This is a genomic window from Pedobacter frigidisoli (genome assembly GCF_004331675.1).
In the GTDB taxonomy this organism is placed as follows: Bacteria; Bacteroidota; Bacteroidia; order Sphingobacteriales; family Sphingobacteriaceae; genus Pedobacter; species Pedobacter frigidisoli.
Map to the genome: position 1 here is coordinate 200842 of NZ_SJSN01000001.1, position 11885 is coordinate 212726.

At 36.2% G+C, this 11885-nt stretch carries 13 protein-coding genes; all 13 read left to right on the forward strand.

The features are described 5' to 3' along the window. Positions 1–133 precede the first annotated feature (133 nt). The 13 genes from EZ449_RS00785 (at position 134) to EZ449_RS00845 (ending at position 11806) form a co-directional block, all read left to right on the forward strand. Positions 134–973: a sulfurtransferase gene (locus tag EZ449_RS00785; RefSeq protein WP_131556051.1), complete on the forward strand. Its 840-nt coding sequence runs from the start codon at positions 134–136 to the stop codon at positions 971–973. 401 nt (positions 974–1374) lie between these two features. Then, positions 1375–1905, forward strand: coding sequence for a YceD family protein (locus EZ449_RS00790; RefSeq protein WP_131556052.1), 531 nt, complete (start codon positions 1375–1377; stop codon positions 1903–1905). A 15-nt stretch (positions 1906–1920) separates the two neighbouring features. Continuing rightward, positions 1921–2112, forward strand: a complete 192-nt coding sequence (rpmF, locus tag EZ449_RS00795; RefSeq protein ID WP_131556053.1) for a 50S ribosomal protein L32 — start codon at positions 1921–1923, stop codon at positions 2110–2112. A 101-nt stretch (positions 2113–2213) separates the two neighbouring features. Next, on the forward strand, positions 2214–3152 hold the full coding sequence (gene plsX, locus EZ449_RS00800) for a phosphate acyltransferase PlsX (protein WP_131556054.1): 939 nt from the start codon (positions 2214–2216) through the stop codon (positions 3150–3152). An 18-nt stretch (positions 3153–3170) separates the two neighbouring features. Continuing rightward, positions 3171–4169: a beta-ketoacyl-ACP synthase III gene (locus EZ449_RS00805; RefSeq protein WP_131556055.1), complete on the forward strand. Its 999-nt coding sequence runs from the start codon at positions 3171–3173 to the stop codon at positions 4167–4169. Between the two features lie 169 nt (positions 4170–4338). Further along, positions 4339–4815 carry an acetyl-CoA carboxylase biotin carboxyl carrier protein gene (accB, locus tag EZ449_RS00810; protein ID WP_131556056.1) on the forward strand — a complete coding sequence of 159 codons (477 nt, stop codon included), beginning with the start codon at positions 4339–4341 and terminating at the stop codon, positions 4813–4815. Positions 4816–4926: 111 nt separating this feature from the next. Continuing rightward, on the forward strand, positions 4927–6270 hold the full coding sequence (gene accC, locus EZ449_RS00815; RefSeq protein ID WP_131556057.1) for an acetyl-CoA carboxylase biotin carboxylase subunit: 1344 nt from the start codon (positions 4927–4929) through the stop codon (positions 6268–6270). 402 nt (positions 6271–6672) lie between these two features. Beyond that, a complete protein-coding gene (locus tag EZ449_RS00820) occupies positions 6673–7881 on the forward strand; it encodes an LVIVD repeat-containing protein (RefSeq protein WP_131556058.1) in 1209 nt (402 codons plus the stop codon). A 181-nt stretch (positions 7882–8062) separates the two neighbouring features. Beyond that, positions 8063–8947: a twin-arginine translocase subunit TatC gene (gene tatC / locus EZ449_RS00825; protein WP_131556059.1), complete on the forward strand. Its 885-nt coding sequence runs from the start codon at positions 8063–8065 to the stop codon at positions 8945–8947. Between the two features lie 45 nt (positions 8948–8992). Next, on the forward strand, positions 8993–9430 hold the full coding sequence (rpiB, locus tag EZ449_RS00830) for a ribose 5-phosphate isomerase B (protein WP_131556060.1): 438 nt from the start codon (positions 8993–8995) through the stop codon (positions 9428–9430). A gap of 30 nt (positions 9431–9460) precedes the next feature. Then, positions 9461–11095, forward strand: coding sequence for a M28 family peptidase (locus EZ449_RS00835; protein ID WP_131556061.1), 1635 nt, complete (start codon positions 9461–9463; stop codon positions 11093–11095). A 115-nt stretch (positions 11096–11210) separates the two neighbouring features. Further along, positions 11211–11420, forward strand: a complete 210-nt coding sequence (gene vapB / locus EZ449_RS00840) for a type II toxin-antitoxin system VapB family antitoxin (RefSeq protein WP_131556062.1) — start codon at positions 11211–11213, stop codon at positions 11418–11420. Beyond that, a complete protein-coding gene (locus EZ449_RS00845; protein WP_131556063.1) occupies positions 11420–11806 on the forward strand; it encodes a type II toxin-antitoxin system VapC family toxin in 387 nt (128 codons plus the stop codon). Before vapB ends, EZ449_RS00845 begins: the two co-directional genes overlap by 1 nt. Positions 11807–11885 lie beyond the last annotated feature (79 nt).

An 11885-nucleotide genomic window follows, 5' to 3' on the forward strand; every position in this document is an offset into this window, starting at 1 on the left:
ATGAAAAATCTGGGGATACCACTTCAATCAGGTTTATTTTTGTTAAATTGTGCTAATAACCAAAATTTAACAGTTATGCGACAAATACCTGTATCACACATGTATTCATCGCTTTACAAACAAAATAAAAGCCATGTCAAAAATTTCTCCAATTATAAAACCTGAAGATTTAACTTGGTTAAATCAGGATGATGAAATTGTTATTATCGATGCCAGTGCCGGTTCAAAAGCTCGCTATGATGGGCAACATTTAGCAGGCGCAATTTTCGCCGATGTGAACGAGGATTTAGCTAATATTGGTGATTTTGCTATTGGTGGCCGACATCCTTTACCAACTGCCGATCAATTCTCATCAGTTTTACAAAAGCTTGGGATTACAAAAAATAGCTATGTTATTGTTTACGATGATAAAAACGGCGGTAATGCTGCCGCAAGATTATGGTGGATGTTGAAATCTATTGGGCATGAGAAAGTTCAGGTGATAGATGGTGGATTTCAAGCGGCCGTGAAAGCAAATTTCCCTACAACAAACAAAGTTGAAACGCCAAAATCGGTCGAAAAATATGAAGTTAAACCTTGGAATCTGCCACTATCAAATATTGATAAAGTAGAAAAAGTTGCCAAAAGCGAAGATTACATTGTGATTGATGTTCGAGATGCCAATCGCTTTGCTGGTTTAACAGAACCGATCGATACGATTGCGGGTCACATTCCTGGCGCTGTAAATATTCCCTTTACCGAAAACTTAGATACTGATGGTCGCTTTCTTTCTCCTGAAGTTTTAAAGGAAAAATATACTGCTGCTCTAGCTGATATAAGATCTGAGCATGTTATCGTTCATTGTGGATCAGGAATTACAGCTTGTCACACGCTTTTAGCTATGGATTATGCAGGTTTGCCTATTCCTAAACTTTACGTTGGTTCGTGGAGCGAATGGAGCAGAAATAACAAGGAGATGGTTTTGGCTGAATAGATACAACTTACGAAGAGCCAAGAGCCAAAGCGTAGGATGGTTTCAAAAGTTTCTGGCGTGATCCATCTGGAAGATTTAAGAAGCTTCCCTCAAGCACTTTCCACCAAAACTTCGTTAGTCGATTGGGTTTATGCACCAGCCCAAGTGAGGTAAACCCGATTGAAATGAAATCCTTTTATTATTTCACTGTCTTCACTTATTATCGTTTATCATTAAAGAATAAAAGATTGAAATAAAAAGCGGGACTAATGGAACCGAAAAGTGATGAAACTGATTTTCAAAAAATTATGATTTAGACTAATAAGCCAAAAACATGCTTTATTAAGATCAACAATTTTCAAAAAACATTTTTAATCTAATTTATTTATCCCTACATTTGCAGGCTAAAATTTTACAGTACTTTGAAGCCACTAAAACAATTTTCATTACCGTTTACCGGATTAAAATTGGGAACTCATCAGTTTGAATATGAGCTAGATGACGCCTTTTTTAATGCTTTCGAGTACTCGTTAATTAAAAGTGGAAATTTAAAAGTAGACTTGGAACTTGAGAAACAAGAGACCATGATGCTATTAAAATTCAAAGTAATTGGAACAGTTAATTTAGATTGCGATAAATGTTTATCTGAGTTTCCATTACCTATAAATTTGTACGAAAGACAGATTGTAAAATTTGCAGAAGCTGAAATGGAAAGTGACGATGAAGAAATTATCTCGTTAAGCCGTAAAGAGACTGCAATTGATATATCAGGTCCACTATACGAGATGATCAACGTAGCGGTGCCCTATATCAAAAACTGCGAACAAGCAGGTAAAGATTGCGATCAGGAAATGATTGATCGCTTAAATCAACTATCTATTGATAAGCAGGCTGAAGAAAATGAACAAAATAGCGACCCACGTTGGGAAGCACTTAATAAGTTAAAAAAATAATTAGATTATACACCAATGGCACATCCAAAACGGAAAATCTCGAAACAGAGAAAAAATAAAAGAAGAACACACTATAAAGCTGTGACTCCTTCTTTCGCAACATGCTCAGCAACAGGTGCTATCCACGTACCTCACCGTGCTTACAACGTTGATGGTAACCTATACTATAACGGTAAATTGGTTATCGAAAATACTCAGATTGGGTAATTTTCTTAAAAAATTGTTTGTGTTTTCAGCGGCTTTAGTCATACCTTAGTCAACTGAAAATTTTAGGATTTTACCTAATCTAACACAAACAGATTTTTTCTATGAAAATAGGCCTCGACATAATGGGCGGAGACTATGCTCCCAAAGCAATTGTTTTGGGAGCAATAGCAGCTCATCAATCGCTAAACGCTGGAGAACATTTAGTTCTTATCGGCGATACCGAACAGATTAAACCGATTCTCGCAGAAGAAGGCTTTAATCCGGATCATTTTGAATACGTTCATACTGATGAAGTAATTGGTATGGGCGAACACCCCACCAAGGCAATCGTTCAGAAACCCAAATCGAGCATAGCAGTAGGCTTTAACCTTTTAAAAGAAGGCAAACTAGATTCTTTCGCAAGTGCTGGTAACTCTGGCGCAATGTTGGTTGGCGCTGTATTTAGTGTTAAAACCATTCCGGGCATTATCCGCCCATGTTTATGTACCATTCTTCCGAAAATTAAAGGTGGCACAGGCTTACTTTTAGATGTAGGCGCAAATGCCGACTGTAAACCCGATATTTTATTACAATTTGGCGTTCTAGGTAGTTTATACGCAGAAAATTTACTTCAGATAAGTGATCCAAGAGTTGCCTTAATGAATATTGGCGAGGAAGATGAGAAAGGAAACATGTTAAGCATGGCTACTTTCCCATTAATGAAAGACACAAACTTATTTAACTTTGTTGGTAACGTTGAAGGAAGAGATTTATTTAACGAAAAGGCCGATGTAATTGTTTGTGATGGCTTTACCGGAAATGTAATGCTTAAATTAGCAGAATCATTCTACGTACTTACCATAAAAAAAGGATTGAAAGATGAGTTTTTCGATCGTTTTAACTACGAGCAATATGGTGGTAGTCCAGTTTTAGGCGTTAATGCTCCCGTTGTTATCGGACATGGAATTTCTAGTCCGCTGGCTGTTAAAAATATGGTTCTTCAATCAAGAGAGATGATCACCACCGGCTTGGTAGAAAAAATTAGAATGGCATTTAAATAATTTATTAAAATTTTTAAAATGAGTAAAATTCAAGCTGCTATTACAGCAGTAAATGGTTATGTCCCCGACTATGTGCTTACAAACGCAGAGTTAGAAACCATTGTTGACACTTCGGATGAATGGATTACCAGCAGAACGGGAATAAAGGAACGTAGAATTTTAAAGGGAGAGGGATTAGGCACCTCAGATATGGCTGTTCATGCTGTAAATGGTTTACTAAAAAAGAGGGGTATCGATGCAAAGGAAATTGAATTAATTATTTTTTGCACTACTACTCCAGATTTTACTTTCCCAGCAACGGCCAATGTTTTGGCCGATAAGATTGGGGCATCAAATGCTTGGGGCTACGATTTACAGGCAGCTTGCTCTGGCTTTATCTTCGGATTAGCTACTGGAGCATCTTTTATAGAATCTGGCAGACATAAAAAAGTGTTGGTAGTTGGTGGCGATAAAATGTCATCGATCATTAACTACGAAGATCGTACAACCTGTATTATCTTTGGTGATGGTTGCGGATGTGCTTTATTAGAACCAAACGAAGAAGGTTTAGGCATTATTGATTCGATTACAAGAACTGATGGTTCTGGAAGAGATTTTCTTGGTATGAAAGCAGGTGGATCGGTTATGCCGGCAACCCACGAAACTATTGATGCAAGATTACATTTTGCGCACCAAGAAGGACCGACAGTATTTAAATTTGCGGTAACCAACATGGCCGATGTTGCTGCAGAAATTATGGAACGCAATGGTTTAACAGCTGATGATGTTGCATGGTTAGTACCTCACCAAGCCAATAAACGCATTATTGATGCAACCGCAAACCGCATGGGCGTTACCACAGATAAGGTAATGATCAACATAGAACGTTACGGAAACACTACCAATGGAACTATTCCTTTATGTTTATGGGAATGGGAAAGTAGGTTAAAAAAAGGCGATAATATCGTTTTAGCTGCATTTGGTGGCGGTTTCACTTGGGGTTCTATTTACCTTAAATGGGCTTACGATAGCAATTAGTCTTTCGTATAAAGTTGATAATTTAGGGACGATAGTTATTAGCCACAATGGCGATAAACAATGAAGCATAATACCATTAACCATAAACGAATTGAAAGAAAATTTAAAACAAAAAAAGTATAACTTAGTTAAATCATTAACACTATTTTTTACATAACTAGCCTAAAAAATGGATATCAAACAAATACAGGAACTGATTAAATTTGTTTCTCGTTCTGGAGTAAATGAGGTTGCGATTGAGCAAGAGAACTTCAAAATTACGATTAAAACAAACCAAGCACCAACTGTTGTGCATGCAACAATGCCACAAGCACCGCTTTTACAAGCTGCAGCTCCAGTTGCCACTGCGCCTACTGCACCAACTGCCGATACACCGGCTGTACCTGCTGCAGAAGATACATCAAAATACATTACAGTTAAATCGCCAATGATTGGTACTTTCTATCGTTCTGCAAGTCCAGATAAACCTATGTTTATTAACGTAGGCGATGAAATTGCGGTTGGTAAAGTTGTTTGTATTATTGAGGCAATGAAACTTTTCAACGAAATTGAAAGTGAAGTTTCTGGCCGTGTGGTTAAAATATTAGTTGATAATGCCTCTCCAGTAGAATATGATCAACCTTTATTTTTAGTAGAACCTATTTAGAAATTGATTTCGCAGATCTAAGATGATTGCATTGATTAAAGTTATTTTAAGATAAATAATCAAAAAATCGGTGTAATCCTTTCCATCGGTGTAATCATCAATTAAAAAACTATGTTTAAAAAAATACTAATTGCCAACAGGGGAGAAATCGCTTTGCGAATTATCCGAACCTGTAAGGAAATGGGCATCAAAACGGTTGCTGTTTACTCTACCGCAGATCGCGAAAGTTTACATGTACGTTTTGCTGATGAGGCTGTTTGTATTGGCCCACCGCCAAGTAAAGATTCTTATTTAAATATCCCAAATATTATTTCGGCAGCAGAATTAACAAATGCCGATGCCATACATCCAGGTTACGGTTTCTTATCCGAAAATGCTAAGTTTTCTAACATCTGTCGTGAATATGGTATAAAATTTATTGGCGCAACGCCAGAGCAAATTAATGGCATGGGCGATAAAGCTTCTGCTAAAGAAACCATGAAAATAGCGGGTGTACCTACTATTCCAGGTTCTGAAGGTTTGCTAACCAGCGTAAAAGAAGGTATTGCTATTGCCAACGAAATGGGCTACCCAATTATCCTTAAAGCAACTGCTGGTGGTGGTGGCCGCGGAATGCGAGTAGTTTGGAAAGATGAAGATTTTGAAAATGCATGGGATAGTGCTCGTCAGGAGTCTGGTGCTGCATTTGGTAACGATGGCTTATATTTAGAAAAATACATTGAAGATCCACGCCACATTGAGATTCAAATTATTGGAGATCAGTTTGGGAAAGCCTGTCATTTATCAGAGCGTGATTGTTCTATTCAACGTCGTCACCAAAAGTTGGTAGAGGAATCGCCATCGCCATTTATGACGGATGAGCTTCGTGTAAGAATGGGTGAAGCCGCAATTAAAGGTGCAATGGCCGTAAATTATGAAGGCGCAGGTACAATCGAGTTCTTGGTTGATAAACACCGTAACTTCTACTTTATGGAAATGAACACCCGTATTCAGGTAGAGCATCCAGTTACTGAAGAAGTAATCAACTTCGATTTAATTAAGGAACAAATAAAGGTTGCTGCTGGAATTCCAATTTCAGGCAAAAACTACTTCCCAGACATGCATGCGATTGAATGCCGTATCAATGCAGAGGATCCAGCTAACAATTTCCGCCCATCACCAGGAAAAATCACCAATTTCCATTCACCTGGAGGTCATGGTGTACGTGTAGATACGCATGTTTATGCAGGATATCAAATTCCATCTAATTACGATTCGATGATAGCAAAGTTGATTTGCGTTGCACAAACACGTGAAGAAGCGATTTGTACAATGGAACGTGCCTTAGGCGAATTTGTAATTGAAGGTGTTAAAACAACTATTCCTTTCCATTTACAGTTGATGAAAGACCCTAACTTTAGAGCTGGTAATTTTACGACCAAGTTTATGGAAACATTTGAATTTGTAGAGAGTTAAAAAAATCTATACATTATGATACAATGGCTGTTCAAAATACTTGAGCAGCCTTTTTTTTTGCCATCTGCAATGCAACATACTGAAATATCCATCAAACATTTTTCATCAACCAGTGTTCGAAAAATATGATAGTTTAAAGTCTTTTAAATAGCATTTTTAAGATTTGCTAGCGTTAACGATGGAAGTGACATCCTTTTTGGCTTTTTCTGCCAAAAAGATATAGCGGACAGCGTGTTAAAACGCCCAAATTATTAATTGCACAGATTTATTATTCGAGCACAAGTTATCAATACACTTTTCGAAAAGGATAGGTTTTAAGTCTCCTAATTAAATTTAAAATTTAACGACCTATATTGTAGCGTTTTAGCCACAGCTTACGTTTTAATATAAAAACCTCACATTATGAAAAAAAATCTATTTAACGCGGTTCCGCTCTTACTTATTTTTGCCCTATTCACCCAATGCAAAAAATCGGATGAATATGAAATGATACGGATCATGAAAATGATTTCCGTTGAACAAATGAGAGCAATGCCTGTAGGAATTACTAAGGCTGTCCAAGCGAAGGCTACAGGAAAAATATATATTTATAATGATTATCTCTTTATTAACGAACCAAATGAGGGTATTCATATCTTTAACAATTCAAATCCAAGTGCTCCCGTAAATGTTGGTTTTCTACAAATTCCTGGAAACGTAGATCTGGCCATTCACAATAATGTACTTTATGCCGATAATTTTATTGATTTACTTGCTTTCGATATCTCGAACATGAGCAATATCAAGCAAGTTAAAAGAGTGACTAATGTTTTTCAACAATTGTACACACCAGGGGCTCAAAAATATCTTTACATCTATAAAGACACTTTAGTAAAGAAGCAAAATAACAAAACGGGTGTAATGAATGATGCTTACACAAGTATTTCTTCTATGTCTAGTAGTTCCTCCGGACAAGGTGGTTCTATGGCAAGGTTTACTCTATTAAATGATTATTTATATACTGTTGGTATTGCTAATTTAAGCTTGTTTGATGTGAAAACCGCATCGAACCCAACTTTTGTGAAATCAATTAGTTTGGGTTGGGGTGTTGAAACAATTTTTCCTTACGAAAACAAATTATTTCTGGGCACCAATACAGGCATGCATATTTTTAGCACAGCTGATGCTGCCAATCCTGTTAAACTTTCTACCTACAGCCATATTTTCGCTTGTGATCCTGTGGTTGTACAAGGAAAATATGCTTATGTTACTTTACGCACAGGAACAAATTGTAGGCAAGCGAGTAATCAATTAGAAGTTGTAGATATTGAGGACCCGACAAAACCAAAACAGGTGGCTGTTTATCCAATGCAAAGCCCACACGGCTTGAGTGTAAATGGCAACAATTTATTCCTTTGCGAGGGCACTTATGGTATCAAGAGCTTTAACATTACCGATAAAAATAAAATTGCAGATAATTTGCTACAGCATTTAAATAGCATCAAAAGCTTTGATGTTATTGCTGGGCCTAAATCCTTAATCGTTACTGGCGAGGACGGAATATATCAGTTCAACTACAGTAATGCGGCAAATTTGAAGCAACTGAGCTTCATTAAAGTTGATAATAAATAAACCATTAAGTTAATTTTAGAGAAATTATTCAAGCTTCAAATTGACAAGGAGTTATTATCGTTCCATATTTTAATAGTTATATTCAATTTTTGAAATCAATTCTCACAATAATATAAACTATTTCTATATTTAACACGTAGATACCATTCTATTCATTTAGAATGGTATTTTTGTTTTCAACATGAGCGACACTAAAGAAAAATCATCACTATTAAAGGCTATCGGGAATAAAGGGACAACATTAGAGGCAGAAATGTCTTTTTTTGACCACCTCGATGTGCTGCGTAAACATTTAATCAGAGCCGTAATTGCCATCGGTGTATTCACCGGTATCGCTTTTTATTTCAATGAAGAAATCCTAGATAAAGTAATTTTTGGTCCAAAAAAACCTGATTTCTGGACTTATCGAATGATGTGTAAGCTGGTGGAGCATTTTCCATCATTGGGTAAGGATATGTGTATCACCAAAATTAATGGTGAAATTATCAATACAGAAATGGCGGGTCAGTTTAATTTACAGCTAAACGTTTGTGTAATGTGCGGTATTGTGGCTGGCTTCCCATATTTGTTGTGGGAAATTTGGCGTTTTATTAAGCCGGCATTGCATGAGGTAGAACGTAAATCGGCAAGTGGTTTTGTTTTCTTTGCTTCTATGCTCTTCATTATCGGTATCCTGTTTGGATATTTTGTTGTTTGTCCGCTATCGGTTAACTTCTTAACTGGCTATACTGTAAGCGCCGAAATTAAAAACACTTTTACTGTCGATTCTTATCTCTCATCAGTTTCTACCTTAACCTTGGGAACAGGTATTATTTTCGAACTACCCATAATCATTTTCATTTTATCGAAGCTTGGATTAATGACGCCGAAACTCATGCGTTCGAGCAGAAGATATGCAGCTGTAATTATCTTAATTATTGCGGCAATCGTTACGCCAACTCCAGATATTATGACGATGTTGATTGTGGCAACTCCCCTATTCTTACTTTATGAATTGAGCATCTTTGTATCGGCTTATATTGAGAAAAAGAAGAAAAAAGCTGATGCCGCTTTCTATGCTAACTAACAAAAACATTACGAATAGATTTTAGAATTCTATATAAATTTGGACATGTCTGAGAACAAGATAAAAATCGCAATTGGTAGCGATCATGCTGGTTTCGAATTTAAAGAAGTGCTGAAAAATTTTCTAAAGAATTATGATGTGAAGGATTTTGGAGCGTTCTCTTTAGATTCGGTTGACTATCCAGATTTCGCACACCCTGTTGCATCTGCAGTAGAAAGTGGTGAATATACCTACGGTATTTTATTGTGTGGCTCTGCAAATGGTGTGGCCATTACCGCAAATAAACATCAGCATATTAGGGCAGGCTTATGTTGGGAAAACGAAGTTGCATCTTTGGTTCGTAAACATAATGATGCAAATGTTTTGTGCATTCCAGCTAGATTTGTATCAGAAGAATTAGCAAAAGAAATTACCACAACCTTTTTAACAACTGCATTTGAAGGTGGTCGTCATCAAAACAGGGTCGAAAAAATATCTTGCTAACAGAAACTCAACTAACTATTATCAAAAATAATGAATAAAAAATTTTTAACCCTTAGCTTGGCATCGCTCCTTACCGCGAGTTGTTTTGCACAAGTAAAGCCCCTTATCCCGAATAAGGATGCGATTAAATTCAGTAAGGCCATCAACCCTGAAAATGCTTATAAACATTTATCAATTTTAGCTTCTGATGAATATGAAGGTCGCGAGACTGGAACCAAAGGCGCTTGGATGGCTGCAGATTATATCCGTGATTATTTTAAATCCTTAGGTTTAAAAGGGCCTGTTGATGGTGGTTATTTTCAAAAAATTGATTTGGTTAATCTTAAGCTTAAGCAAAGTCAATTAACGGTAAATGGTCAGCCAAAAGAATATTTAAAAGACTATTTGGTTTATCCAAATACGATTAGCGATAATGGTTTCATGTTCTCTGGAGATGATATCGTTTTTGTTGGCTATGGTTTGAAGAAAGATACTTACAACGATTTTGCCGGAACCAATATTGAAAGTAAAGTTGTTTTGATGTTTGCGAACGGTGATCCGACACTTAAACCAGGCGAACGTATGGACAGAAGTTCGGTAATGGAAATGCGTAAACAAAGAGCAGATTATTTTGCTCAAAATAAAGTAAAAGCCATTATTACTATCGACCCAACAATTGACAGATTAACAGAAAATTTTAAAAAGAATTTATCTGATGGGCAGGTAATTGTTAAAACCAATAGCGTTTTAGAAGCTGCGAGACAAAACGTTATTCCACGTATTTCTATTTCTCTTGCTTTAGCAAACGAGCTTTTGAAAACACAAAACACAACTGTTGCCGACTTACAGAAAAAAATTATGGATAGCAAAACACCTGCATCTATGGCTTTAGCTACCCCGTTTTCGGCAAGTGGATCAAAAAGTGAAACGCCTGTACGTTGCGAAAATGTATTGGGTTTTTTAGAGGGAACAGATCCAATTTTGAAAAAGGAAGTTGTTGTGCTTACTGGTCATTATGATCATATTGGTTTGGTTAAAGACCCTAACGCTACTGATAAGGTAAACAATGGAGCTGATGATGATGGTTCTGGAACTACTGGCGTTTTATTAATGGCAAAGGCATTTACTGATGCTAAAAAAGCAGGAAAAGGTTCTAAACGCAGTATTTTATTTATGACTGTTGTTGGTGAAGAAAAAGGACTGTGGGGTTCTGAATGGTATTCTGAGCATCCGGTTTTCCCGATAGCGAATACAATTGCTGATTTGAATACAGATATGATTGGCCGTACTGGTGAAGAATATTTAGGCAAGCCAGATTCTGCAAACTACATTTATTCTGTAGGCTCGAACATGTTAAGTAGCGAGCTTGGTAAATTGAGCGAGCAGGTTAATGCGACTTACACAAAAATGAAGTTGGATTATAAATATGATGATCCAAAGGATACTGAGCAAATTTATTACCGTTCCGATCATTACAACTTTGCAAAGGTTGGTATTCCAATTATCTTCTATTATGATGGTATGTTAGAGCAAGATTATCACAGACCTGGCGATGAGGTGAGTAAAATCAACTTCCCACTTTTGACCAAGAGAGCTAAATTAACTTACTATACTGCTTGGGAATTGGCAAATAGACCTAAACGCCCAGCCGTAGATATGGATGGAAAAGGAAATCCAAAGAAATAATTAAGTAAAAATATTAAGCCTCTCGATTATTCGAGAGGCTTTTGCTTTTAATATCCTATCACAATCAGTTTGAAATATCAATTTAAAAATATTATTTTTGATAAAATCAAAACTTATGAGTCAAGCGCAAATTTTTGAAAAGATAAAGAGAATACCCGCTGCTTACCAACAAGAAGTAGAGGATTTTATTGATTTCATCTTACAGAAAAAAACAACAAAAGAATTAGGGGAAAATAAAAAAAGAAAAATTGGTTTGCTTAAAGGAAAAATGAAAATGAGCGCTGATTTTGACGAACCCTTAAATGATTTTAAAGATTATATCTAGTGAAACAATATCTTTTAGATACACATACTTTACTGTGGATGCAGGATGATAACAATATGTTATCAAACAAGGCAAGAGAAATTCTTGAAGATAGCAGTTGTAATTTGTATCTTAGTGTAGCAAGTTTTTGGGAAATTTCGATAAAACAATCACTAGGAAATCTGAAACTGGAATATACCTTGGATGAACTTTCAGAATCTTGTTCATCAAATAACATTCTCATTCTACCAATACAGATAAGTGCCCTTAACAAACTTAAAAACTTACCCTTTTTGCACAGAGATCCTTTTGATAGGATTATTATTTCTACAGCACTTGATATGAATTTTAGCCTCATCACGAAAGATATAAATGTGCATAGATACGATGTTAAATTAGTCTGGTAATATAATTATCAAAATATTAAGCCTCTCGATTATTCGAGGGGCTTTTTTATGCACAATACTTTTGCTGGCAATAGAAATT

Coding starts and splice junctions, on each gene's coding strand:
- EZ449_RS00785 (WP_131556051.1), top strand. CDS start 134: ATGTCAAAAATTTCTCCAATTATAAAACCTGAAGATTTAACTTGGTTA.
- rpmF (WP_131556053.1), top strand. CDS start 1,921: ATGGCACATCCAAAACGGAAAATCTCGAAACAGAGAAAAAATAAAAGA.
- plsX (WP_131556054.1), top strand. CDS start 2,214: ATGAAAATAGGCCTCGACATAATGGGCGGAGACTATGCTCCCAAAGCA.
- EZ449_RS00805 (WP_131556055.1), top strand. CDS start 3,171: ATGAGTAAAATTCAAGCTGCTATTACAGCAGTAAATGGTTATGTCCCC.
- accB (WP_131556056.1), top strand. CDS start 4,339: ATGGATATCAAACAAATACAGGAACTGATTAAATTTGTTTCTCGTTCT.
- accC (WP_131556057.1), top strand. CDS start 4,927: ATGTTTAAAAAAATACTAATTGCCAACAGGGGAGAAATCGCTTTGCGA.
- EZ449_RS00820 (WP_131556058.1), top strand. CDS start 6,673: ATGAAAAAAAATCTATTTAACGCGGTTCCGCTCTTACTTATTTTTGCC.
- tatC (WP_131556059.1), top strand. CDS start 8,063: ATGAGCGACACTAAAGAAAAATCATCACTATTAAAGGCTATCGGGAAT.
- rpiB (WP_131556060.1), top strand. CDS start 8,993: ATGTCTGAGAACAAGATAAAAATCGCAATTGGTAGCGATCATGCTGGT.
- EZ449_RS00835 (WP_131556061.1), top strand. CDS start 9,461: ATGAATAAAAAATTTTTAACCCTTAGCTTGGCATCGCTCCTTACCGCG.
- vapB (WP_131556062.1), top strand. CDS start 11,211: ATGAGTCAAGCGCAAATTTTTGAAAAGATAAAGAGAATACCCGCTGCT.